Annotated in this window: 15 protein-coding genes and 1 pseudogene; 6 read left to right on the top strand and 10 right to left on the bottom strand. The window is 32.2% G+C overall.

Annotation, left to right across the window (positions count from 1 at the left end):
- Window position 1: 1 nt before the first annotated feature.
- From MHI39_RS20015 to MHI39_RS20030, 4 genes are all read right to left on the bottom strand, one after another.
- Window positions 2-1,768, bottom strand: coding sequence for a DUF1998 domain-containing protein (locus tag MHI39_RS20015; RefSeq protein ID WP_342540030.1), 1,767 nt, complete (start codon window positions 1,766-1,768; stop codon window positions 2-4).
- Window positions 1,765-5,085, bottom strand: coding sequence for a DISARM system helicase DrmA (drmA, locus tag MHI39_RS20020; RefSeq protein WP_342540031.1), 3,321 nt, complete (start codon window positions 5,083-5,085; stop codon window positions 1,765-1,767). Before drmA ends, MHI39_RS20015 begins: the two co-directional genes overlap by 4 nt.
- Window positions 5,086-5,103: 18 nt before the next feature.
- Window positions 5,104-7,377: a DISARM system-associated protein DrmE gene (gene drmE / locus MHI39_RS20025; RefSeq protein WP_342540032.1), complete on the bottom strand. Its 2,274-nt coding sequence runs from the start codon at window positions 7,375-7,377 to the stop codon at window positions 5,104-5,106.
- A gap of 867 nt (window positions 7,378-8,244) precedes the next feature.
- The gene (locus tag MHI39_RS20030) at window positions 8,245-10,026 is read right to left on the bottom strand and encodes an AIPR family protein (RefSeq protein WP_342540033.1); all 1,782 of its coding nucleotides are present in this window, start codon (window positions 10,024-10,026) and stop codon (window positions 8,245-8,247) included.
- 243 nt (window positions 10,027-10,269) lie between these two features.
- Between MHI39_RS20030 and MHI39_RS20035 the strand changes: the two are divergent.
- Window positions 10,270-10,595 (top strand): annotated as a pseudogene (locus tag MHI39_RS20035) (IS3 family transposase); the annotation flags it as partial.
- 336 nt (window positions 10,596-10,931) lie between these two features.
- On the opposite strand, the gene dcm reads toward MHI39_RS20035, so the two are convergent.
- The gene (gene dcm, locus MHI39_RS20040) at window positions 10,932-12,179 is read right to left on the bottom strand and encodes a DNA (cytosine-5-)-methyltransferase (RefSeq protein WP_342540034.1); all 1,248 of its coding nucleotides are present in this window, start codon (window positions 12,177-12,179) and stop codon (window positions 10,932-10,934) included.
- 106 nt (window positions 12,180-12,285) lie between these two features.
- Between dcm and MHI39_RS20045 the strand changes: the two genes are divergently transcribed.
- Window positions 12,286-13,158 (top strand): NgoPII family restriction endonuclease, encoded by an 873-nt coding sequence (locus MHI39_RS20045; protein WP_342540035.1) that lies wholly within the window; start codon window positions 12,286-12,288, stop codon window positions 13,156-13,158.
- A 2,341-nt stretch (window positions 13,159-15,499) separates the two neighbouring features.
- Here the strand turns inward: MHI39_RS20045 and MHI39_RS20050 are convergent.
- The 3 genes from MHI39_RS20050 to MHI39_RS20060 form a co-directional block, all read right to left on the bottom strand.
- Window positions 15,500-17,485, bottom strand: a complete 1,986-nt coding sequence (locus MHI39_RS20050; RefSeq protein ID WP_342541470.1) for a S9 family peptidase — start codon at window positions 17,483-17,485, stop codon at window positions 15,500-15,502.
- 1,175 nt (window positions 17,486-18,660) lie between these two features.
- Window positions 18,661-18,909 (bottom strand): amidohydrolase family protein, encoded by a 249-nt coding sequence (locus MHI39_RS20055; protein ID WP_342540036.1) that lies wholly within the window; start codon window positions 18,907-18,909, stop codon window positions 18,661-18,663.
- A 20-nt stretch (window positions 18,910-18,929) separates the two neighbouring features.
- Window positions 18,930-19,859: an amidohydrolase family protein gene (locus MHI39_RS20060; protein WP_342540037.1), complete on the bottom strand. Its 930-nt coding sequence runs from the start codon at window positions 19,857-19,859 to the stop codon at window positions 18,930-18,932.
- Window positions 19,860-19,975: 116 nt separating this feature from the next.
- Here MHI39_RS20060 and MHI39_RS20065 point away from each other — a divergent pair, with 116 nt between their 5' ends.
- The 3 genes from MHI39_RS20065 to MHI39_RS20075 all read left to right on the top strand — a co-directional run bounded on the left by MHI39_RS20065 (window position 19,976) and on the right by MHI39_RS20075 (window position 23,312).
- Window positions 19,976-20,866 carry a helix-turn-helix domain-containing protein gene (locus tag MHI39_RS20065; RefSeq protein ID WP_342540038.1) on the top strand — a complete coding sequence of 297 codons (891 nt, stop codon included), beginning with the start codon at window positions 19,976-19,978 and terminating at the stop codon, window positions 20,864-20,866.
- Window positions 20,867-21,098: 232 nt separating this feature from the next.
- Window positions 21,099-21,401: a hypothetical protein gene (locus MHI39_RS20070; protein ID WP_342540039.1), complete on the top strand. Its 303-nt coding sequence runs from the start codon at window positions 21,099-21,101 to the stop codon at window positions 21,399-21,401.
- A gap of 477 nt (window positions 21,402-21,878) precedes the next feature.
- Window positions 21,879-23,312 (top strand): transposase, encoded by a 1,434-nt coding sequence (locus MHI39_RS20075; RefSeq protein ID WP_342541471.1) that lies wholly within the window; start codon window positions 21,879-21,881, stop codon window positions 23,310-23,312.
- 682 nt (window positions 23,313-23,994) lie between these two features.
- Here the strand turns inward: MHI39_RS20075 and MHI39_RS20080 are convergent.
- Window positions 23,995-24,429, bottom strand: coding sequence for a hypothetical protein (locus tag MHI39_RS20080; protein ID WP_259544513.1), 435 nt, complete (start codon window positions 24,427-24,429; stop codon window positions 23,995-23,997).
- 130 nt (window positions 24,430-24,559) lie between these two features.
- Between MHI39_RS20080 and MHI39_RS20085 the strand changes: the two genes are divergently transcribed.
- Window positions 24,560-24,820, top strand: coding sequence for a hypothetical protein (locus MHI39_RS20085; protein WP_259544511.1), 261 nt, complete (start codon window positions 24,560-24,562; stop codon window positions 24,818-24,820).
- Between the two features lie 52 nt (window positions 24,821-24,872).
- Here the strand turns inward: MHI39_RS20085 and MHI39_RS20090 are convergent, their stop codons facing one another.
- Entirely contained in the window at window positions 24,873-25,073 is a 201-nt protein-coding gene (locus MHI39_RS20090; RefSeq protein ID WP_180213913.1) for a holin, read from the bottom strand.
- Window positions 25,074-25,077 lie beyond the last annotated feature (4 nt).

Genomic DNA, 25,077 nt, shown 5'->3' on the forward strand with positions numbered 1-25,077 from the left:
ATCAAATCAATCCATCAAAGAAAGGAGTAAAATTACTTTCCATTGTTTTAACGAGTAAAGATCGATCTAGAAGCATATTCCCTGTTTCACAAGCTGTTTCTGGTAACATTGTACAAGCAAAACACGATGCACCGTTGATATAATTGTCATCTGTAGGTTCTTGTATTGCACAATTTGGGTCATTTGAGCAGAATCTTGCATCCTCTAATGCTCCTACTAAAACTTTTCTAAGTTTTGAGATTTCTCCCATTTCAACTAGACCTCCAAGAGAACCCTCCTGATCAGTACTACCAGTATATAACAAAATACCTGCCATTTTTTCATTATAATAAATACGTTCTTTAATCGCAGAAGAAGAATAACCAGATTTTAAGGAAAGTTGCTTCATTAATAGGTGAGATAATGTATGTAATAGTACATAAATTACGTCTTTATCACTTTGATGTTTCCACTCTTTCCTGATTAAATATTTTTTATACATACTCTTATATTTCTCTGATTTATTAAAAACCTCATAATTATTTTCTAACCATTCTTCGACGTTCTTACGATTAAATTCAATAAATATACCTTCACCGAATATTTCTACCGCTGGCAACCATTTTGTTTGACGGTCACCTAGCCAGACAATATTTCCAGGATCCTTTACCTCGGGTTCTGGACTATCATTTCTAGTGAAACCTAATAACACTAGAATTTCTTTAAGTCTATGAGCTTTAACAATTTTAACAAAGTATTTCTGTAAATCGTCCGGAATTAATACTTCCTCTGCTTTGAAGGTTTTTTCATCCTTAATTGCTTTTGATAGATTAGTTAGAGCTTCGTACTCTAGTTCTTTAATTTGTTCATATCTTTTAAAATCTTCACTATCCCCATTAGATGTCTCTTGGTTTTTATATTTTAACCAATTCTCTATAAAATCTTCTGCAGAACTAAATATATTAGAATCCTTTAGACTATATTCATAAACCCTTTTTAATCCTGTTTCTCCAAATAACTTTTCTGCAAGATTTAAATCATCTTCTAACTCTATAATTTTTTCTTTTTTCATATTTTTCTTTTCAGGAATTGATATTGCACTTCTCAATACAGGAAAATAAACATTTGAAGCACCTCGTTGAAGTGGTATAAGCTCCCCATTACAAGGTAACTTTTCGTTTAATCGATGTGGATGGTTTCCTGTACAATTTAATCCTTTATTAGCAAAAGAAGACTTTTGAGTGGCTGCTCCCATATGATTCCAATCTCCACATTTTTCACATGATACGATCATCGATGAAAGCCCTGAATTGTTTCCTGAATTGGTTAATTTTAACTTACCATTACAGCTAAAATTCTCCGATTTTTGATGTGCCCACCAACTCCAAGGGAAATCGTCCAAATGATTTCCACCATTACACGAAATGACAAATCGTGATGGATAGGCTTTCTTTTCACATTCTGGACATATTGGACCTTTTTCTAAATAACTCTCCATATTAAAACTTTCTCTAATATCAAATAAGCGTCTGCATTTATTATTTGAACACACATGAAAATTCGGGAAAGGTATAGCAGGTAAGTCATTTTTTCCTTTAGCAGGTATTTTTCTAAACATTTCTTTATGTAAAAAACTAGCTAATCTACTATCATGGATTGGTTGTAAACTTTTCTTCCAAAAAGTAATATCTAAAATCACTAATGAATCATTAACCGAATCCATAATAGCTCCAGGTCCATATGTAGTGATTAATTGTCCCGGACGAACTTCTCCTACCTCATTTTTCATAAATTATTCCACCCATCCTTAATGAAAATTTTAGAGGTACTTTCAATATGCCTCATAGAATCTAATGTGTCGAACTCATCTTTATTCTTCGGAGTAATATCATTAAATCTTGATAGTAAACGGACTTCCTCTTTTTCTAATTGCTTTTTACTAGGATAAAAGTAATACTTCAATTCACTGTTTTTAGTAGCTAATTCAATCCATTTGTCCAATATTTTATGGATATCTCTTTCCGTATCAAATTTGTTTTTCATATCTGAAATACTTACGCGATTTATAATAAACTGTTTTAATTCAGAAATGTCTGCATTGATAATATTAACTGCATCCTCATTTTTTGCTAAATTAGTATCATTTAACCTTAAAACAGATATTAATAATGCATGCAGGGCCCTATCTCTTGCCCTTGCTGCAAAAGGTGTTGCCGTAGTTCCTTCTACGAAATGGTATAGTCTGCTATGGTAACCCTTAAAATTCTCATAATGTGACAAATCCCTTGGTCTATATGGGTTATATACCGTGATTACTAACCCTGGTTTGCTTCTTCCTACACGACTAGAAGCTTGAATATACTCAGAAGTTTGTTTTGGTTGACCATTAACCACCATTAACCCTAAGCGGTCCACATCCATTCCGACTGAAATCATATTTGTCGCTAAAACTACATCTAATTCATTGTCACCTAATGATTTTTCTAGTAATTCTAATACCTTTGGAATTCGATAAGAAGGTACACGTGATGTTAACTCTTCATTTCTATTTATATAACGTTCTTTTGGATATCCATATTTTTTCTTTATCGTTTGAATTCTCTTTCGAACGTCATCATCAAGTAATCTAACTGCTCCTCCTAATTCTCTAACACTATTAAAGTATCCTATCAATGTTCTATAAGGATCTACATAATTAGCAAATTGAGTATATTTTTCATCTGTTATTAAGGTTTCCGAAACTTGCAGTAATACCGCATATACTCTGAGTATAACTGTTTTCATTGAGTGCCCACTTACACATATACCTGTATATAATCTAAACGGGAATTCATCAAGTGGAACCTCTCTCCCAAAAAATGAATCTTCAACACCTAATCCTGCTGGTGGAAATTGATTTGATTTTAATCTACCAAAGACTTTTTTCACTTGTTCTTCAGCGTTTCGTATTGTTGCTGTTGCAGCAACATATTTCGGTAATATTTCCTTTCCATTCACAGTTGCTGTTGCCAATTTTTCAATAGCTGTTTCATATAATCCATATACTGTACCTAGTGGACCAGTGATTAAATGTAACTCATCCTGAATAATTAACTCAGGTGGGTAAAATGGTTTTATTGATTTTACTTTTGCATTTGGATTCCGATGAGAATTAGGATGTGGCTCTCCTTCTGCAATATAACCACATTTCTCACAAAATCTACTTACCTTTCCAAATAATGTAGCTGTTTTCTCATCCCAAGGAAGTCTAGCAAACTTATCGACAGTTGAAATAATTATTGATGGTGCTTTTCTGTAAATTTCTTCATCAATTAAATAAGCGGGAATATGATGTCCAGAATAATAACATGATTTATTTTTACAGCGAATTTCTACCCCTGTTTTCGATGTAGAAGGATGTGAGTTTGGAAGGAACCTATAATCTGGATCCTTTGTTCCACAACATGGACACTCAATAACTTGCTTTTTTATCTTTCTATATTCATTTTCTACCTGCCAAACTTCATTGTAATTATTTACTTTCAAATCATCAAATTTGTTAGCAGTGACATTGCTCCCAACCCAAAATCCAATTGAGAATTCACTACTTCCATATAAATGAGGATTTATTGCCCTAATATACTCTGCCGCAGCTATTAATCTCATTAGGCGATCACGTTGTTGTGTAGTTAGTAATCTTAATGTATATCTAAGGATTACAGTTACCCCTCCATCTTTCTCATATTCAGAGGATATATCATTTGTTAAACGCCGATAACCTAATAAAAATGAAATAATTCCTAAATAAGCTTCCGTTTTTCCTCCACCTGTTGGAAACCACAATAAATCTACAATTTCTCTATCCTTAGATTCTGGGGATACAATCCCCTTTATATTTAAAAGAATAAAAGCTAACTGGAAGGGCCTCCAAGCAAAATTCTCTTTTTCCAATTCTTCTAACAATGTTGTCTTTAAATTGTTTTTGGAAAAGTTTTTCATACTGGCTTGAGTATGCATTACTTCATTCATAAATTTAAAAGCTTTAAATGCATTTTCATTATTAGAAAGTATTTCAATTCCTTCTTTTATTCTTGTTAATGAAAATTTACATTTATTAATAGCCTCTACGGCTGATTTTTTATCTTCAATCAAATTAATAGGGAGCTTCTCAATCCAGCGTTCATATCTATTTGCCAAATTCGTCAATTTCTTAATAAGGTTCTCTTTGTTACTTTCTGTTGCAAATTGCTTTATTGAAAAATAATTAGGCGGTAATTCTGTCAAATTTGGATCAACAGCTAATTCTGTACTCATACCCTCAACTTCATGGGTCGGAATAAATGCTGTCTTTAAAACCCCTGCACTTTGTGAATTATAATTTGACCACTCAACGGCACATCCGAATCCTTTTGCAAATATCGGTTTATTTCTATATAAAAACTCCTGAAAATCAGTTTGATCGTGCCTTACAGTATTTTCACTTATGAAAATACGTCTATTTTCATAATCAGATAATTTTAGACTTACCTGATATATAGTCTTCATATTAGTTTTATCAACATTTTTATTTAATATAAAAACAGAGACTAAATAATTATTTGTATTTTTGATTTGAATTTTACTAGCTATTAAAAATATCTTATTTGATAACTCTTTCCTGAAATAATCTTGCCTTAAATCAATATCAATAGGATGTGTAATAACTTTCCTTGTCCATATTGGGACATTTTTCTTCTTCTCATCATCATATTTTGTAGACTTTTCATATTCTCCCCATCTAACTAGAGCTTTGATCTTATCAATTTTATTGGTAACATAACATTTAATACCTAGCGAATTTTGTCGTTTATTAGTTACAAGATTTGTATTAATGTTTTCTTTTTCAATTTCTTCATCATCATCATGATTTTCTAAATTCTCATTATCATTTTTTTCTGTAAGAAGAATATCGGCTAATTCTTCCTCCTCATTATTCTCCGCATCTTGTGGATACAAAATCCCAGTTAAATATGCTTGAGAAGGTGCTTCTTTCAAAATATCCATTTCATCATAATTAGGTCCATATAAATCACGTTGAAGCTCATTAACTATAATGCTCCTAACTTCAGAGTAAATTTTACTACTCATATATATCACCTCTAGTATTTAAAATAGCAGTCCAATTTCAGATGGCTTTACAAAATAAAAATTCTCTGAGATATTCCTTACCTTTTTTATTGTAATTGCTTCTTTTACCTCATCTAAGGTAAGATTATACCTTTCCAACAATACTGAATCTTCCACATTAATTTTGTGATTACTATAATAAATAATTTTATTTAATAATTTGGCAGTAGCTCTTCTTTCACCTCGTATATATCTCATAGAGTTATAATAAAAATCTATCTCAACAATAAATTCCTTTATACCTAAAGCCTCACCTAAAACCTTAATATCTTTTTTATCTCTTGGACCAAAACTATATCCACTTCTCCAATTTTTTAAAATACCTTGTGTCGTTTTGTTCCATCCTTTTTTTTTCATTCTTTCGAACAACTGATTATCATCAAGTTTTAGAAATATGAATTTATCTTCATACAAATGACGCCACTTTTGTATAACCTCGTAATGTCTTAATGTGTTTGATTTTCTATTTACACTTTGTATAAAAATCTTGTATAAATCCTCCCTAGCATCCCCATCAATCAGAATAATTTCATTTTTATTTTTTAATTCACGTACATATTTTTTTTCAATCTTCTTATTTGATATGTCCCTAAACTGAACTAACGCCCCTGGACGTAAAAACATTCTACTTCCATCTTCAAAGGATGCTAATATTACTTTTGTAGCATTTTCACCCTTATAGGATTTATGTAATCTGACAGAATAATCAATAGTTCCCGACTCTATTGCTTCTAAAAATTTCGACAGTTCTATATCTAATTGTACATTTTTACCTCGTGTATCAGCATTTTTCAACTTACTATAAATTTTTTTGTAAATTAGCTCTTTATCATTACTTAAACCTAAACTGAAAAGAGAATTTTCATGTGACGATAATTGTAATAGTTTGGATTTTAGTTCTCTCAATTCCAACTGATATAGTATTACTGTGACTCTTCTTCCCAATTTTTTTGATAATACTACTAAATCACTAAATCTAATGGCCGATGTTACTAAAACATGATCAAAATCCATTATTTCCATCTTTAAACTATTAGAAAATGTTACAATCTCTATACCTATATCATTTAATTCATTTATATCTTTTCTCAATTTACGTGATAATTTTTCTTTCAAACCTAAACTGTCAATTTTGCTAGACACTATTATTAAAATCTTTTCACCCCTAGCTAATAAGGAATCTAATAATTCTTCAATTTTATCGTATTTTGGACAACTGGAATCTAAGTTGTGTTTATTATAAATATCCTCAATTAACTTTATAACGTCTTCAAAATCCTGATCGCTGAATCGATTATCACTTTCCTTTAGTTCATCAAGTAAATCTTTAATCCTATCAAATTTAGAATCATATTTTGCTAAGAAATCATATTCCACCCCATCTAAACAAGTTCTAATAACATTATGTAATATTTTGATTATTACCTTTAAATCAATATTTGAAAATCCTTTGCTTTTTAGCTTTTGGGATTTATCAAATGCTATCTCCAAAGTTTCATCAAATTCTGCATCTACGCACTTAATTCTTATTTTTTCACTTTGTATTGATTCAAAAGAAAATAACTTAGTTTCATGGTTTAAAACATATGGTAGTCTAAAATCAAAACTATTATCAAAAAAAATTAAACTCGGGGAAGTTAAAGAACTATGTGAAATTTGTTTCTTTATGGACGCTCCATCGATAAATATATAATCAAAATTTAATTCTTTGTCATATGCTGTGCTCAGTACATCGCTAAAAACAAAAAATGGCGGAAGAGAATTATCATATCTTCCAAATTTATTTCTTTCCCCTCTTGAAAAAGTATGAAAATCTTTACGCCCTTTTGCTATTGGAAAAACATAATTTAAGGGGATCTCAGAAGGAATATTGTCATTGAAGTATAATCTTAGGTAATAATTCCAATAAACAAAACTAAATTTTTTGCTATCAATATCGCAAAACACCCCTTTATCTCTAAGGTGTTTTCCATATTGATTACTATATTCAATAATTTGATTAGTATTTATACTTATATTTTGTAAACTTTCAACCATTGAATTATCCCTTGTTATAATTAAAACTCTAGTTCTAATACTAGGATTTTCTTTCATTTTAAAATTAAATTCAAAGTCTAAGGCATTTTGAATTATTAATTGCAGAAATAAATTAGAATCATCAGAAATAACACAAGTGTTTTTCTTTTCAAGAATCCAGTTACTCAATCTATTAACGTTTTCGAGTTTCATCCCTTCATCTAATATAACATTCATATGAATCTCCTCTATTTCTTTCGAAGTGAACTCTTACCTAATTATACCACTAAAATTTTAGAGTTATTGATATTGTCATTATATATAGATAATTGTCATAATATAAATATATTCTTTAAAAATATGGAATATCGTAACCGCCTGATAACTTTTTACATTTTTTGTTTATCAGGAGTAAACACTTTACTAGAAGTTTGTTCATGCATTGTGTCACTTTACTTAGAGCCTCTGCGGACATGATTATGAGCCGCGAAGCCAAATGTATCAAGGAATCCAGTTCATCCGAAGTGGGGTTATCATGCCTGCCTCTCCAAATAAAGTGCACGGCTCTACTGGAAAAAATTTTTTATTCGAATTTAGCATTATTGGATAATAAAGTGTACATTTCTACGTGGCAGTTACAAATATCTATCTTCCTTATAAGTGTAAGAAACGTTGATTTCATCACATTGTTAAGCGATGAGTTAATACCGGTCCAAGGTGAACTGGTACTCCCGAAGGAACAAGATTTTGAGTCGTGATTCCTTTTTGTTTTATCAGTAAATTAATGGTGAGATATCGAGATATTAACGTTTGTTCAACAGTGAATTATGGTACTTACTGAAACACTTAATACGATAATTGAACTAATACCATTAGGTGATACTTTCCAAAGCGATCAATCATTTTTAATAAATCCTCTGTCCTTCTCCATTATTGTTGCTGCTTTTAATAATTCAATTACATTGAATGACAGAAAATTTATTATCTACATTACACCATTCCTTATTATACCAAACTATTATAATTCGAGTGGTCAGCGAATTTGATCGTCTATATATATTTGATAATCACTTTCTTTAATAAAATGTTTCCTCGTTAATCTAATTATTTACCAGATGAATATCTTTCATTTACCTTTTGAATTAGTGCCTTATGGAATGCTTGACTTTTAGTTAAAGTAGCAATCTGTTTTCCACTTGAATCCTCTGTTAGGCATTTAAACATAATTTGTACACTTTCTCTAAAGATGTCATCAAATGCATTCAACACTTGATCGGACCACTTTGTGAAATCTACTTTTCCTTTTTCACCTATTATAGGTAATTTTCCATACCTTTTTTGACTAATTACAGAAAAAGTAGATATCAGGAAAAAATCCCCAGTATTTAAAAATGAATAATCATTGATCTCTTTAGCCTTAATATTAAGGTACTTGAGTATATTCTTATTTTTTCTGTTTCTTCTGTAACTCCTGTATTCACTAATCCTTCCCATCATTTTATTATAGACTTCGAATGCAAATGCTACTCTGGTAGCATTTATATTTTTAAGGATAATCTCTAAATTTTTCCTTTCAAATAACTTAGCTTTATTTAACTTTGCTACCGGGGCTAACCCTTCATAAAAACTAGCTTGCAACTGAATAGCTAAATCTAGTTCAATAGCTTTATTGTTATTCACCCCTAGTAATTGAGTCTTTTCTTTTCTACTAAGACGTTTCTTTAATAACTCAAGATTATTAGCCTGTCTCTCAAAAAAATACCCTAACCTTTTTAAATCTTCTTCCAATGTCCTAATGATAGGCAAGTTCGATATCAGATAACTATCTTTTATTTCAGTTTGTGAATTAAGATATATTGATATATTTTGTTTTATTGCGGCGTCCTTGATATCAATAATGGTTACTTGGACTAGCCCCTCTTTCAGATTTCCGCGCCGTTTCGCTTCCAGTAAACTATTCAAAGTCTGACATCCATTTACTACCATCGGATTTTTTATTTTAATAACCTTTTTTAAATCCGAATTTTGAACTTTAGGAGAAACAATGACTATACCATTATTGTAAAGATGAAAATGACCTACATCTGAACCAGTTGCTGTTTCTATTATTCCTTTGTTAAACCTATTGTCAATACCGTGAAATAGTCTTACGTTTTCGTCAAAAATAACACTTTGGTATCGTTCACATAGATCAGCTAACTCAAGTAGAGATGCATAAATAGTATAGGTGGTGGAATCCTCATCCATTAACACACCAGTGCTCGTACCAAATTGCTTTAACTCCACTGTGTATTCTTGTTGTAACTTACTCCTCTCATATAGAATACCCGTAAGATCCTTCTTATCTAATAAAACCCACTCCAGATTGTTTCCTGTCCCTTTTATCTTTTCAAGTTCAGAATGTAGCGTAATTTCTGCAGTTTCACTTAAATTATCAGTGTACGATACAAAAGTTAACTTGAAAGAGAAGATATTACTTTCATCGATTTCAGCAACCTTCAACTTTAAATCTTCATTAGCATTAGCTGGAACCTTACCACTTGAACAAATATTATATCCTCTCAAAAAACTTGCAATATCTTCTTGTGATATTTTCTTAGTGATATTCTCCTCTTTATCTGGAAATTTAAATTGATATAGGTTTACGATTTCATTTTCATCATCAATGATTACTGCATCAATTCCCCAATCATTATGACCATCAGTTATTGATTCTTCAACGATGTTTACATTTAGTCCCTCGACATTATTTAAATACCAATGGGCAAAAGATTGACTCCTCTTTTCATAACCGAACTCTATCTTTAAATCATCTACTTCTTCATTTATTCTTTGATAATATGAGTTAAATAATCCTTGATAATCGGTAGATATTTTCTCTAACAAGTTTTTCCCTCCTATATTTTATATCTAATTACAAAGTACTATTTTACCATATCTATATAATATTGTCAGAAAACTTTTGAGTTTAAAAAATATTATAAAAATTTAGTGGAGGCCTTTTGCGGTTGTCCTTGCCCCCCGTCCCCCGTGGTGGGGTAGGGGTGCCTCGCTTGCTTGAATTGGTGCTTGTCGGTGTAAGTGTGGCTTTGTGTATGTAGTGTAGCCTTTCCTAGCTTCGCGTTGGCTTATTCCCCCATTGCGACCGTAGATGAAAAAAAAACACACAATGATTTGAAGCAAATGCAAAAAGAAATGCTTCGTTTAAAAGAGAAGAATGAAATCTTAAAAAAGGCTATGACCATATTCGCGAGAAAATAAGCGATACAGAATTCTTCGAGTTCATTGATGTTCATAAAGAAATTCATCATGTCAAGCACTTTGAGACGTTCTGGGGCATCTAAAATACACCAAACCTTAATAGCTCAAGGATTTAAAGTGAGTCTAAAACGGGCTCAGCGATTGATACGTTGTGCAGGAGTTACTCTATCATTCAAAAGAAATACCTCCCTTATGGAAGATTGCCAGTTTTGCTTCAGTTTCTTTATTACGTTTTTGGTGCACAAGATATTGAACTAGATCCATACTTCTAAAAAGTGTTCCATTTGGACTACTTAAAATTTTCGAGGCAGTTTAGCTTGAAACGTTTTGTAAAATTCAAAGTCAAATATGGTAATAATGAACATTAAAGTATGGCTATGTTGATAGATAGAGACTGTATGGAAACAAAATGACTTTGATTAATCACTCTCTGCAAACTATTATCTCCATTCTGTAGGTTATCAAAAACTCATCCCAATAAATTGGAATGAGCATTGATAAATATATATGATTTTGAATTTAATTCTTACTTAAATAATTTTTTCATATAAAAACTTAATAATTGGACGAACCATTTTCTCAGCTAGTATGACCGGCACTGCATTGCCAACTTGCTTGTATTGTTCATTAAGTTTATGGTTATTAGTAACATTTTCTTTATTACCATTTGAAAACTCGAACCAGTCAGGAAAGGTTTGAATTCGGGCGACTTCACGAACTGATAAACGACGATTGAAATCACCTTGAAATTCCCAAGAATCTTTTCCGATTTTTTTCATAGGATCACCGTGGGGGTGCATGGGAGCTTGTCTACCGCTCGCTTGAATAGTAAAACTTTGCTCGTTCCAGTTCTTTTTACGATTACGGCTCATATACATACTTGAAAACGAGCCTTCGTAAACATCTTTAGCATTTAGCGGTAAATCACTAATTGTATCTTTCAGAGTGACATATGGTAGTTTCCCTTCTCCATGAGTTGGTTCGGGAACTTCATATTCAAAATCATATTTTTTATAAATATCATTGCGAATTCCAACAATAAATACTCGTTCGCGAAGTTGTGGAACACCATAATCGCGAGAATTTACTAAATGAGCAGTAACATAATAACCCGCAGCTTTAAAGTCCTCTATCATTTGACTAAGAACTTGTCCTCTCGCCATCGTCATAAGACCTTTTACGTTCTCTGCAACAAAAAATTCAGGTGTGCTTTGCACTAAGGCACGAATATAATGAACGTATAGAAAGTTCCGTGGATCGTCGAGTAATCGAGGACCGGAACTACTAAAACCGGGACATGGAAATCCGCCGAGCATGAGGTTACATTTTGGGAATTCTGCTACTTTACGAATATCCTTTGCGACTTTAGTAACAGTAGGAGCAAAGTTATTAACATAACTTATATTAGCAGCGGTAAACATATCATTTGAATAAACAAAATTACATTTCACTTTATTACGTAATTTCAAATAGTCTTCTTTATTTTCAAAAGCTCTGTATGCTTTTTCTTCTCCAAATTGAATGACCATACTAGAAAGTTCTACTCCTAAATCTAAGCCGCCCGCACCCGAAAATAACGAAACAATATTCGTTGCTCCTTCGACATAATGCAGCTTTTTTAACATTTCTTTTTCTTCTAATCTGTCTTGTTCAGTGATATTTGTTTGAACAAGTTCGTTTTCTTCATGAATTTTCTGGAACAAAATATTTTGTACTTCTTCGGGTGTGAAAGTAAGCGAAGACACAAAAGTTCTTTTTTCTCTTTCAACATCTACCATAAGAAATCACTCCTTTTCAATATATAGCATCTTACCATAATAGCTTGAATTTGGCCAGTCTTTATTACTATGAGAAAATAAAGGAAAAAACAGAAGGAGAAATGAAATGGCACAATTACCTACAACAAATGTTTTAGTAGCTTTAAAGAACATTCTCGACAGGAATTCATGTATCCTCACACCTATTTTTCGGTCAAACGGTACAGCAAATGCTGCAGGAGATAGCCTTGAATTTTTCGTAAAAGATATGTTTTGCACAGGTGCTAGTCAATACCAGTACGAACATGAAAAAATGAGGAAATACAATGAATATCTAAGTTGGACAGGTAATTCTTCTAACTTCCCTGATTTTATTATTAGGGGTGGAGTTGGTGTTGAACCGAAAAAACTAAATAATCAGAGCTATTCTTCTCTAGCGTTAAACAGTTCGTATCCAAAAGATTATATCTATCCAGATAGTCAGAACTTACCTAGAGATATTAACGAGGAAGAGTGGGAGAGAAAAGGGGTAATATACGTTGCTGGGAATTTAAACACTCAAAATAACAAACTTATTTCACTTTGGTTTGCTTACGGTAATACAATGGTAGCTGACCGCTCAACCTATTTAAATCTGATTGATGAGATTAGGGATGCAGTAGCGAGCACAAATGCAACATTAATTGCTTCTAAAGAATTGGCTCGTGCGAAAGGAATTGATCCATTAAAACTTTCAAATCTACGAGTTCGAGGAATGTACGAATTAGAACATCCACATAAAGTATTCAGTAAATATATTACAAGAGATGATATTCCTTCTGATGCATCAAAAATATTTGTGGTTATGCTAGTTGACGATTATAATGCACTTGAAGTACAACCTGATTTTTCGCCACATTTCACTAGTGGAAAACTGAAGAAAACTGAAATATACATCCCCAATCCAAATAATCCAAGTGAAAACCTTGAGGCAATTCTATTCGAAGGTTGGACTGATTAATATATATATATTAATTCTGATTAACACGAGTAAGTTAATGCATATAAAGAAAACCTTGAACAAAATATTTTAGGATTAATAAATTAAATTACATAATAGTAGCTTTCCGAAGAATGCAAAATAAAATGATGGACTAAAATCAATTTGTTTGAATGTAAGGTCACTATTTTTTGTTCAATTAACTTTGCGTTAGTTGAAGAAGCATAGTTTTTTAATAAGATCCTAATTTATTCCATTTAAGGGCGCTCTAATTGTTTTTGTTTCGCTAGAGGACATTGCTAATCCGAAAAAAAAAACACTGGTTAGGTGAACAATGCAAGAAAGTGTTACATTTTGGTGTACTCTATTTATCTTGTTGTGTTCTCTTACGCAACATGTTGACTAGTTTGCATATCTGACATTTATGTAACTTAATAAGAGTGCGATAATAATATTTTCGTACTCTTATCTTCTTCTTAATATACTAGAAAGCCTCCAAAAATCTATGCTTTAACAACTGTAAAAATTTACAGGAAATCTAAATAAGCACGCGTTAAGCAGTTGAAGCTTATAAACTTGAGATTGGAGTAAACAGGGTTAATTTTGTTTACTATAAAATAATCCACCCAACGGGATTATTGATTTCGATATTTTCTTGTTAATTTTCTATATTCATTTATAACTAGTTAAAACTTGTATATTCTTCCAAATTTTCTTTCTGACTCTGCATTCAATTTCCGTTCCCATAATATCCATATGAAATGAAAATATTATTGCTAGCTTCCTAGGAACAAAACAAGTAGCTTATCTTCGTATAAAGTTTGTATTGCAAACGAATCAAATTCATTATCCTGCTCTTTTAAGTAATAATTTATCCCCCAACTCTAATGATTTTTGCTACTTCATTTCTCTCAGCATAAATATGGTATTCCTTTTACATTAAAGGAATGGTTGTTCTTATTAAATTATCTTTTATGTGAATTTTGGATATTAAATTATAAATATTACGTATTCCATAAGTTGAATTTACACCAAACTTATTAATCTCTTCCTCTTGAAGATTCACAAATCAATAAATAAAAGACCATAAATCTGGAGAACTATCGTAAGACTTTGATTTCAGCAAACAAGCTTTTCCTTACAGAATCTGACCACAAATCATCCCCATTTATCCATGATAAGTATAAGAGGTTCAAGCTCTGTGTTACCCACGATTGAGACATTTTTTAATGTGTCTTTCGGTTGCATATATTCACATGTCATTAAGCGTTTTAATGGAAGCTTTAAAAATTCTATTTCATTTTCTTCATCAAGGGTATACTAAAACTTTGGGAACTTAGTAAAGCTTCTTCTATTGATTGTATTTTAAATAGACATTGAGTAATTATGCTATCAATGTATTAGTTGATCTCTACTTGACCTTTAAAAAGTTCTGTCCAAAAAATGTGTCCTATCCATTTACCCCTAAGGGAAATCATTTTTTTACTATCGCCCAAATGACTTGCTAAGAATATTTTATCAAACATTCAAAGTGCTTATGATGTATATTAGGGATAGAAGGAGGTGATATTTCGGTGGTTGATAAGGTACAACCTCATTGTATGGTTTGTAATAAACCCTTTAAAAGAACAGATAGGGTGCACACTGATACTATATTTACACAAATACAACACACAAAATGTTTTATATACAAACCAGAGTTCATTAAGGATACGGGTACTTATGAAGAGATTGTTAATAAATATCCTAATTACAAAAGATCTTTTATTGTATCAAATAAACCAATAACAAATTTATTCTTAGTATCATCCCGAAGAAAATAATGAAGGATTCATTTTTCCAAATGAATCCTTTTTTGTTATGTCATTAAAAAACATCTTAGTCTCTTCTGAAAGCAATCACATTAAAAAGGTGTTATTAACATTAAAGAAAAAGCCCCTGAAATACATATTTATATTTAATTTATTTCCGGGCCTTCTTCTATTTTAATACCGATGACAAGGGGCGAATTGGTACTTCCGAAGGAACACGATTTTGAACCATGTATATCTAATAACGAAAATACTTTTTTCATCATAAGCCTTGATATAACAAGGATAATTGATGCTTTTAGTATGTCCTTTTTTGGCACACTATAATAATCATAAGACCATTCATTATTTTATTTCTACTAATAATACCTTGTATGTGATAAGGAGCAAATATTTTTAATAAATATTAAATACTCTTCTAAATAGCATTGAATATATAGCAACTTCATCTCAATTTCCTTACCCTTACAAAGGTAAAAGGGGCGTAATACCATAACGCTGCTATAAAATTGTAAATCAATGTAGTTGCTAGAGTAATAGACAGTGGAACTTCACATGGAAATCATAAAAATCCTAAAATCTTTCATACTTTCTCCAAGAATATAGTGTGAAAACCACATCAAATTCTGCTTCATAATAGCCACATTAATTCCTGGCTGGTCAGAACTATATGCCATTCCTTTAAATATTATTAATTCTGTTTCAACTTCCATATCCCTTAATCCTTGATATAGCTCATATGCATTTGGAGTTGGCACTCTTGCATCCTTTTCGCCATGTTGGATTAAAGTGGGAGTACAGGCTGATTTAATATATGTCATTGGTGATGTTTTAGTATATATATCTGGATCATTCCATGGATTATTTCCTAAATACATCCTAATAAAGTAAGGGATATCTGTATTTACATAATGGGTACTCCAATTAGTAATTCCACCTCCAACTGAAATAGCTTTAAATCTACTACTAAACGTAGAACAGAAAGCTGATATATATCCCCCGTTGCTCCATCCCATAACCCCTACTCTATCTTTATCTGCCATCCCTTTGTCAACTAGTATATCCACCCCAGATATAACATCATCGTAGTTAGCAATTCCCAGTTTTCTATAGTTTGCTTTTAAGAATTCATTACCATAACCAGAACTTCCCCTGTAGTTTGGTTCTAAAACGATAAAGCCTTTTTCGATAAACTGTTCAATAGGATATTTCTCATTAAAACAGTCTGAAAATATGGGAAAGGATGCCCAAGCAGGACCACGATGGATTACCACTAATAATGGATACTTTTTATTTGCGTCAAACTCTACTGGGGTTGATAAAACTCCCTCTATTTCATGCCCTTCACTATTTTGCCATCCAATTATTTCCCTGTTACTTCTAAGCCTTCCATTAAAAAAGCTATTTTCATTCGTTATTTTTTTATTGTCTAAATAGATTTCAAAGATTTCATTTGTTATAGCCTTATTATAAGCTAAATAATTTCCATCCCTTGTTATAGAAGCATCTGCTATAAAGCTATCTTCTCTTTCGCTTAGCATTTCCACAATGCCATCCTCAGATAACAATCCAATAAGATAATTAGTTTTATTCTGCCATCTAATTAAAATTCCTTTAGCTGTCCACCGTAATGGAATAACCGTACTATCAAAATCTATTAAAGGTCGAGTTAGCTCCCCATTATTAATATCAAATATCTCTAGTGTACTGTCTTGAATATGGGACTTATAATAATCCTTCTCCCTTATGCTTGCTGAGTAACATATCTTGCTGCCTTCAGGAGAAAAACAAACACTCCCTCCCAACAACTTATCTATATTCAGCTTTTGTAGCTCTCCAGCTTTAATATCTAGTATGTATAGATCTCCATTAATATAATCTCCCATATTTGGGCTTGGTGTAGCCATAAATACTACCTTTTTCCCATCATTTGAAACATCAAATTCAAGGATATGAAAATCCTTATCATCAGTTAGTTGATAAACAACGCTATTTTTGGGTTCATATTTATCATTTTGTATTACTTTTTCTATTCCAATGTAATATAAACAATTATTTTGGTATTCCTTACCTATATGATGGAAATCACCATATCGTTCCTTATGTTTCTTTATCTCCTCCGATTCTTTTGACTGTGCTACATAATAAACCCCCTTGCCAGTAGGCTCCCATTTGAATTGACTGACCCCTTCTTTCTCATCAGTAATTTGAACCCCACTATAACCATCTATTGACTTAACAAAGATCTGATTTTTCTTATTTTCCCCGTCACCAACTGGGCTAAGGTATGCGATATCTCTAGAATCTGGAGACCATAATGGGTATGTACTATCAATATCTTTAGTTGTTAATGGGTAACACTGCCCCTTATCTTTTTCATATATCCACACATGATTCCTATACTTATTGTCTTTCCAGTTAGCTGTCTTCTTCACAAATGCTACGTTTTTGCCATTATCACTTATGTTTGTACCTGATAAGGTTGGTAATGAAATAATTTCTTCTATACTCAGATATGTTTTTTCATTCATTTTTATTAATCCCCCCTCGTAACTATCAACAAATAGTCATAATCAAAAAATTAATTTATCATTTCTTGATCTTGAGTACTTTCTACATAATCAAAGTTGATCAGATTAAATATTTTCTTTTCTGCATGACCAAAATTATCCTAGTCTTATAGTCACATTATATCAAATTTTGCATTAATTCTTTTTATTTTGCTACCTTTTAAGGCTTTCATAAGGAGAAAGTTTGTGGTGCATATTCTGTAAATCAGTTCCCCATACTACTCTACCAATTCAAATAAATCCTTTGTACTTCTATCAAGTCGTGAAAAATTATTAATGATAATGATATCTCCTTCACGCATATAATATTTCTCTACGTGGGCTCTCTCTTCAATAGATTTTACCTGTCTTTGTTCGTTCTGTTCAACGATAGTAACACTAACATAGATAAGAGTTTTCCCTTACTCATATTGAATCCGCTTCTTATTATAATTCATCGATTTGTTAATTTAAGTCATGCTCTACTTTTACAATCTTTAACCGAAATATTAATTACAAATATGAAAAAGACCTTCAGGGTTGAAGGTCTAAAAAGGAACTATTCAAGAAAAATTATTTTTTGTAAACTCTTAAAAAATAATACAAACCAAGTAAAAGAATACCAACATTTGTATAGATAACAAACACAAAAGCATACATTATATTTTTGTGAGCAGTCGGGTCGAAGATATAATGCAAGATATGATAGATTGCTACATAGATTACACAAATATTCCAGAAAAATTGCTCTTTATTTGAATTAAACTTTTTAACTAGTCGGAGTACAATAATCCAAAGAACAAGTATTAATCCTGTGCAAATTAAATTAATTGGCTTAGTTAAAAAATACAACACATATGCACTACTGTAAAAAGCAATTAAAGATAACAAGATCATTAAAAGTGATTTTCGAGAATCCCTTTTTGTAATAAAAATATATATACCGACTATTACACCCAGGCAAGTATAAATATAATGTACCAAGTTCTCCATGTATTAACCTCTTAATCAAAACTACTTTTATTTTTCTTACAACATTTAATTATAGCTAAGACGATTATAATTCCTACATCAAAATATATAAATTAGTTAAAGGCGAAAAAGTTTTATGTTTTTCTAACATATCATCACTAAAGAAATTTCCATATTAATAATCCCAATACTTATTTTACACTTGCCTCTTCCCATTCCTCGATAAAAGCTTGCATTGATTTATTAACTTCTTCTTCACTTGGTATACTACTTAGAATTTCCTCTTGACTGTATACTTTTCCACCTTTAACGATCAAATTAATATCCTGGGTATGTTTAATATTTTCTAATGGATTCTTGTTTAAGATGACTAGGTCAGCAATTTTTCCTTCTTGGAGTGTTCCAATGTAATCTAGTTGAATAGACTTAGCCGCATTCACTGTTGCTGCTTGTAGAGCCTCTATTTCGGTAAATTATTTATAATTGCAGTTCTGGATTTTATAGACTCTACATATTCCGCATTATCTTTCCAGTATTGCATAAGGTAATTTACATTTAATGTGGATTCTACTACATGATTTTTAGGTGACCAGATGTCAGGATATTTCATAGATTGATCAAAAACTACCATTGTTGGGCATAGTTTTACATTGTATCCCAGAATTTTCTCACAAATTCCCTTTATTTTTTCTTGATCTGGGTTATCCCAATCGATATGACTCCATTCCTCTTGGTCTACTAATGGATTCCAACCTTTGTACATCTCTTGTGCAAAACCAGATATATGTTCAATCCAATTTACCCCTAACTCAGCTGCATCTAAAATAGTTAACTCCTTTGAATTCATTAAATCACAGGCTACTTCTAAGTTATATTTCTTCGCCTCATCGACTGCCGCTTCCATAACGTCTCTTTTTATCCAACCATACAGTTTAATAAATTTCGCTCCCACTTCAACTTGTCTACGAACTTCTTTCCTTGCCTCTTCTGGGTCATCTGTTACAAAATTACCATAACTTGTTGGACCCCATTGTCCAGGTGTACCGTCAATCATTCTATCTGATGCGTACACTCTTGGTGTCGGCGCATGATCAGGTTTATCAATTAAGTTTTGAAGTAAGTTGACATTACCTGCTGCATTTCGTACTGTCGTTATCCCTGAAGCTACAAAATGGGGTGCGAATCTCTCATTAATATGACAATGCATATCGATTAGACCCGGAATAATATATTTTCCTTTAGCATCAATCGTCTCTATGCCCTCAGGTAACACTTCATCCTGCTTCATGATTCTTTTTATCTTATTTCCTTCTACTTCAATTGCTCCTATAAAAGATACTCCATTTTCCACATCGATAATCATTCCATTTTTAATTAATAATTTTCCCATTTTTGTACCCTCCTAAATGATATATTCATTTTTCTGACTTTATTGTATACTCAGCTAAACAATGGATTTTTAAAATTATCATATAGTGGAATTCTTATCTTTCAGGGGGAAGTTAAGTGGCGGAGGAATACGGTAAAACACTAAGATTGATACGAAAACAAAAAGGAATAACTTTAAAGGAATTAGCAGAAAACATCTGTTCTGTTTCTTTTTTATCAAAATTTGAACGTGGGGATTCTGATATAACTCTTGGTCTCATGGCAAGATTATTGGATAAGTTAATAATGAACTTTGATGAGTTCTTATACATACATCAAGATTTTCAGCCTGATAAACTTGAACAATTTTTTAAAACAGCGCGAACTGCTTATTTAAATAGGGACGTGAAACAACTTAAGCAGCTAAAAAACAAGGCGTTAAAGAAGTGGAAGCAATACGGTGTAGAAACTTATCATTTTAATGCTCTATTAATAGAGGTATATGAAAGTATAGTAGATACACAATATACCATCGATCGAATACAGGAGTATGATTTAAGCCTTCTATCCGATTATTTATTTCGGGTAGAGGTCTGGGGTTATTATGAATTATCACTGTATAATGGAACGTTACTATTACTCCAGCCAGATATGGTCATTATGCTATCCAGAACCGCTTATGAGAAAAGTGCTCGATTTAGAGACTATAAAAAGGTGAATGATGCGATTACAGCTGTGCTTTTTAATACCATTATCTATTTGCTTGGTCCTGTGAATCGATTTCACGAAGAATTTACATTTCAAAAGGAATTTAGTGAGTTTATATCGTATCTTGAGACGATTACCATTCCCGAAAGCAACTTAATGGAAAGAGTACATTTATTAGAGTTAAAGGGTGCCTACGACATCAGAACTGGCAACAAAGAAGAAGGCATTGCAAAAATAAAACAAGCTATTCAATTATTAAATGATCTGAATTCTACTAAGATGGCGTATAATATCGAGCAATACCTATTGCAAATTGTATAATAACAATAAAATCCTAACTTTTATTTTCTTGTAAAACAAATCAAAAAATAGTTCTAATATGAGCAACGCCTATTGACATCTTATTCTAAAACTTTGTAATTTATAGATACAGCAAGGAGTTTAGAAAAGTGAAATTAAAAAATCTTCAGCAATAGAATACCTTACAAGATTAACTAGCTACTTAATGTAGAAAAAAATTATATTTCATATTAATAAAAAGGTGGAAATATTTATGGAAAACAAAGAAATCCTTTTAGCAATTACAGAACTAAAATCAAGTATAGAAAAACGCTTTGACTCTTTAGAAAAACAATTTGATAAACGTTTTGACACTGTTAGTGAAGAACTTTATAAAATAAAACAGTTTCTTGATTCAGAAGAAGTAAAACAATCTGAAGATACTCTAATAAAAATAAATAAAATTGAAAAGGAAATAAAAACTCTCAATCAAGATGTAAATTTTTTAGCTGGGAAATTAGGAGTACATGATATGAAATTATTTGGTATTGAAAGTAAGATATACTCTAAATGCTAGAATTACATATTCCAATACAGTTTTTAGTTTGAATATTATTTAAAAGTTGGAACTATCCTATTAGTATAAAGAAAGTGGAGGAAAACCAGTCGTTTTGCTCCACTTTCTTTTGTATTTTTTAGTTTGCTCTCTGAAAATAGCTAGTGGCTATCCTTTAATTCAGGATGTTGTGCGCTAACACCACAATCGAACTTGATATGTACCTGTCGAGACCCTGCAGTGAAATTCTGCGAAACTACAAATTTTTTATTGAACACGCTTTCTGCCTGCTTTTTAGCCCCTATAAATCTTTAACTTTTTAAATTTTTACTTTTATAATCCAACTTTCCACTAATTTGGTTATCACAAGTAGGATATTCACTTCCTTCGTGTAAAAAGTATTGATAATAACATAATTTAAAGGTTGAACACTTCACACAACTTTTGTTAATATAAAACCAATAGAACAAATGTTCTCTTTAGTGGGAGGTGAAAATTATGAGTCTAACCTACACCAAGAAGATCCAAATTGAGTTTTCCAAAAAGGATGAACTGATACTTGATGGCCAGAGCAAAATTTGCAATTGGCTATATAATCAACTATTAGATGCTTGCCAAAAGGATTACTATGAAAATAATAATTCTTTAAAACTTTTAGAGGGGAGAAACCTGCGTAACTACGGAGTTTCTTTAAAAAAGAGTCATCCATTCTTAAACTCCGTCTTCTCTTCTGTGTTAAAGGAACCATCTACAAGATTGTTTAAAGCATATAAGAGCTTTTTTAAAGGAGATACTAGATATCCTAAACATAGGAGCTGGAGAAAAAAATGGTTTAGTCTTGTTTTTGATGAGCCAAACAAAGGCTGGGAAATTCAAAAAGAAGGAAAAGCAGTTTCTATTTCATTAGGCAAAGTACCTGGATTACCAAAGCAAAAAGGTAAAAAAAATCCTTCTATTATTGGGAAGTTGAAAGAAAAATTAGAGTTAGGTAATGGAGAAGGATTAAAAACGTTTAGCCTTTGCAAGCAACAAGGCGATAAGTTCTTTGCAATCTTCACCATAGAACGCTGCTCAAAAACAGAAATTGAATATAAAAAAGCAATGTCAAACTTTCGAGTTCAGTGCATTAGATCTAAAAAGATAAATGAACCCTTACCTCAAAAACCTTCATTAATTAAACAGGAACGCGATTTTCCAGATAATATAAAATGGATTTCCTTAGATCCTAACCATAAAAACTTCTTTGTTGGTGTAGACGATGAAGGTAATTCTATTGAATTTAAGAAGCTTTTAATGATTAATTATTGGGATAAAAAAATAGATCAACTAAAAGCCAAACGAGATATTTGCGTAAAACAATACAAAACGAAAAAAAGCAAATATGGAAATTCTTATACAACTCACAGTCCACGTTGGAATAAATTAAACTCTGCAGTGAATAGAGCATACAACAAACGTCGAGAACAAATTAAGACAGCGTTGTATTCTATTGCCCATGCTTTGTACGATAGATACGATCTAGTTATCATTGGTGACTATACTCCTACCAATAAACATGCTCCCTTCAAAAATATGAAAAGAAGTATGTTGAACCAAGAACAAATCGGTAAATTCCGTAGCATCTTAAAATGGGTTGCAACTAAACGTGGTAAGTATTTTTTAATATCTGATGAATATAACACTACCAAAGAATGCTGTGTTTGCGGATATATGAGAAAAAGAGATCCCCATATACGTAGCTTTACATGTGAAAACTGTGGGACCTCATTAATGAGAGATATTAATTCAAGTGTCAATATTGGAAAAAAGGTTGGATATAAGTTAAATATTCCTCTTTATAAACACAAGCTTCATAGCTTCACTTTTTTAGGGAAAGCAATATATGGAAGGGAGATTTCTTGGGTGAAAAATGATCTTTATTGCCTTGCTTAGGCTAGTTGAGGTTAGCTAAACACAAATAGCCTCAGCTATACTTGTAACAACATATGTTGTTCTGCCAACAAGACCATCACACTTTTCATGGTCTTGACTTGGGGAAAAGATTTATACTCGGGTGTGACATTTTAATTCCGATTTAGATGGAATTAAAATGATGAGGAAAATCAAAGCAGTCGAACCGACACTTATTCACTCAACAAATACCTTAAATATAAACAAAGTATTTAATCACTAAATGATTGAATATAAAAACAATACAAAGAAAAAGACCCTGAAACACATTATATTTAATGTATTTCAGGGTCTTCCACTATTTTGATACCGGTGACCAGGGTCGAACTGGTACTCCCGAAGGAACACGATTTTGAGTCGTGCGGAAAAATATCACGGTTCCCTATACGTGTAGAGACACGGTGATATCAACGTATATATGTAATCGTTAGTATTTGTCGGAAAATTTATAGCATACGATTGTATCGCTTATACGCATATTGTACACGGACAAGCTATCGAATGCAATAGAAATAAAAGACGCATGTCCTACTTTGTCACGCCTATATTAATAGGAAGAAACTCGGAACTTTACGCAAAAATTCACCGCAGTATGTGGCTTTAATCTAAGTATAGATACGATATAAACAAAAAAAAGACCCCAACGGATATTACTCCGCTAGGGTCACATGAATGACGATATTTCGCGATATTGCTTTTCGTCGCATCGAATATGTATTGCGACTTCTTCGTTTGTTTCCGGATTGATTAAATAAACGAAAGCCTTCGAGTTGTCGCGGCGCCGCCCTCCGATTGCAGCCCCGGCGATAGCACCAACACCACCCGTTAAAACTCCACCGACAATTGCGCCTGTAGCTGCCTTACCCGCGCTACGTTTTGCGGATTCTTCCCATTCGATGCCGTCAAGTAACCAAACATTCTTCGATAGAAACGGAATCTGGATCGTAACTTCTCCCCGCTCTTTACCTTCGATCATGATCGCCTGACGTATTCCAGCTGCTAGTCTTTTCTCCGTAAGGTTTAGTGAATTGCCGCCCGACAAAATGTCGAGTGGAACACGTCTTTTTAATGAATCCTTGAAAATATCTTTAAGTCCCATTAATAACACCGTCCTTTTTCCTAATTGTACCATGTTATACGATTAAGTTGCTGATTAGTTTCAATTTTCTTTCTGTTAATTACAAATCAAAATTGCTATAATAAGTTTGTATTTCTAGGAGGTGGAAACAGTGGGGGAGAAAAAGGAAAAGGTAATAGATATTCGCGGTCGTTTCGATCAAGAGCTAAGTGAAATTAATTACTTACTTAATGGACTTAAGGAAGGTAGAGTCTACGGAGTTAACGGAAATATAAGTCAAATGGACGGGTCCTTACAACATTACGAAAGTGAGTTACGCAAAAAAATTAGTAGCTTAATAACTAAAATTGAGTACGGGAAAGAGTCCAGCACAGAAAAAATGATGAACGAATTATTAAAGTATGACATTTAAGTATTAAACGAAAAAAGGCGCCCCGACCGTAGTCGAGGCGTTGTTGTTGCGTCTATTTTTCGTCGTCTTTGTCCGTAAAGCCTTTACCCTTCGACGGATTGCTCACGATGCCCGCAAGTACTAATACCGTTAAGATTGACGTCACATAACCGTCGTATTTCTCCGGCGTAATGTTGAAGCCCGCGTCCGCTAGAATCATTCCGACTAATGCCGCCACCGCGACCCATAATCCGTAATTTTTAAATCGTTTCATATCC

It is taken from the genome of Heyndrickxia sp. FSL K6-6286 (assembly GCF_038630395.1).
Taxonomy (GTDB): Bacteria; Bacillota; Bacilli; order Bacillales; family Bacillaceae_C; genus Heyndrickxia; species Heyndrickxia oleronia.

What these genes read in the sequence shown, in the direction of transcription:
- MHI39_RS20015 (WP_342540030.1), bottom strand. Translation starts at nt 1,768, where the DNA reads ATGAAAAATGAGGTAGGAGAAGTTCGTCCGGGACAATTAATCACTACA.
- drmA (WP_342540031.1), bottom strand. Translation starts at nt 5,085, where the DNA reads ATGAGTAGTAAAATTTACTCTGAAGTTAGGAGCATTATAGTTAATGAG.
- drmE (WP_342540032.1), bottom strand. Translation starts at nt 7,377, where the DNA reads ATGAATGTTATATTAGATGAAGGGATGAAACTCGAAAACGTTAATAGA.
- dcm (WP_342540034.1), bottom strand. Translation starts at nt 12,179, where the DNA reads ATGGTAGATGTTGAAAGAGAAAAAAGAACTTTTGTGTCTTCGCTTACT.
- MHI39_RS20045 (WP_342540035.1), top strand. Translation starts at nt 12,286, where the DNA reads ATGGCACAATTACCTACAACAAATGTTTTAGTAGCTTTAAAGAACATT.
- MHI39_RS20060 (WP_342540037.1), bottom strand. Translation starts at nt 19,859, where the DNA reads ATGGGAAAATTATTAATTAAAAATGGAATGATTATCGATGTGGAAAAT.
- MHI39_RS20070 (WP_342540039.1), top strand. Translation starts at nt 21,099, where the DNA reads ATGGAAAACAAAGAAATCCTTTTAGCAATTACAGAACTAAAATCAAGT.
- MHI39_RS20075 (WP_342541471.1), top strand. Translation starts at nt 21,879, where the DNA reads ATGAGTCTAACCTACACCAAGAAGATCCAAATTGAGTTTTCCAAAAAG.
- MHI39_RS20080 (WP_259544513.1), bottom strand. Translation starts at nt 24,429, where the DNA reads ATGGGACTTAAAGATATTTTCAAGGATTCATTAAAAAGACGTGTTCCA.
- MHI39_RS20090 (WP_180213913.1), bottom strand. Translation starts at nt 25,073, where the DNA reads ATGAAACGATTTAAAAATTACGGATTATGGGTCGCGGTGGCGGCATTA.